Source organism: Mesorhizobium sp. M7D.F.Ca.US.004.01.2.1 (assembly GCF_003997785.1).
In the GTDB taxonomy this organism is placed as follows: domain Bacteria; phylum Pseudomonadota; class Alphaproteobacteria; order Rhizobiales; family Rhizobiaceae; genus Mesorhizobium; species Mesorhizobium loti.
This window is the reverse complement of the sequence record NZ_RZRQ01000737.1, coordinates 1-674: the sequence shown is the minus strand read 5'-3', so window position 1 is coordinate 674 and position 674 is coordinate 1. Positions and strand designations below refer to the sequence as shown.

Below are 674 nucleotides of genomic sequence, written 5' to 3'. Positions count from 1 at the left end.
GAAATGGCCAAAATTCGCACAAAATGCACTCAGAAAGGCGTAATGAAGCCTACCCGCCACGGCCGCGCAGGCTCACGCGGCAGTCCAACCAACACAGATTTTTATCTCAACCAAAAGATTTTGGTTGCATGCCGGCGACCGCTATCAGGCCGCCACGCTCTGTTGAGCGCGGCTGCGGATCAGATCCACGGCCTTTTCGGCGATCATGATGACCGCCGCATTGATGTTGCCGCAGACGAGATCCGGCATCACGGAGGCGTCCACGACACGAAGTCCGGCAACGCCCCGCACCCGCAATTCCGGATCGACCACCGACTCCGCATCGACACCCATACGGCACGTGCCGGCCGGATGATGCACGGTGATCGAGGTCTTGCGGATATGCTCGTCGACCTCTTCGTCGCTCTCGCATTTCGGGCCGGGGAAGAATTCCGCGCCAACGAACGGGCCCATGGACGGCTGGCTGGCAAGGTTGCGCGCAACACGAAAACCGGCGCGAAGCGACTGCCAGTCGCGCTGCGAGGACAGGAAGTTCTGGTGGATCAGCGGCGCGGCGACCGGATCGCTCGATGCCAGCTTGACGCTGCCGCGGCTCTCCGGCTGCACGGCAACGATACGGGTCGCAAAGCCGTCGGCGAACGGCGCCTTGAAGGGCGACATGTAAGGCCATGCCC

The 674-nt window shown here is 62.5% G+C and carries 1 protein-coding gene; it reads right to left on the bottom strand.

Features of this window, described 5'->3' with window-relative positions; all coding sequences use genetic code 11:
• Positions 1-144: 144 nt before the first annotated feature.
• Positions 145-674, bottom strand: a 530-nt coding sequence (locus EN993_RS36530; protein ID WP_245469091.1) for a GMC oxidoreductase, incomplete at its 5' end; no start/stop codon positions are given.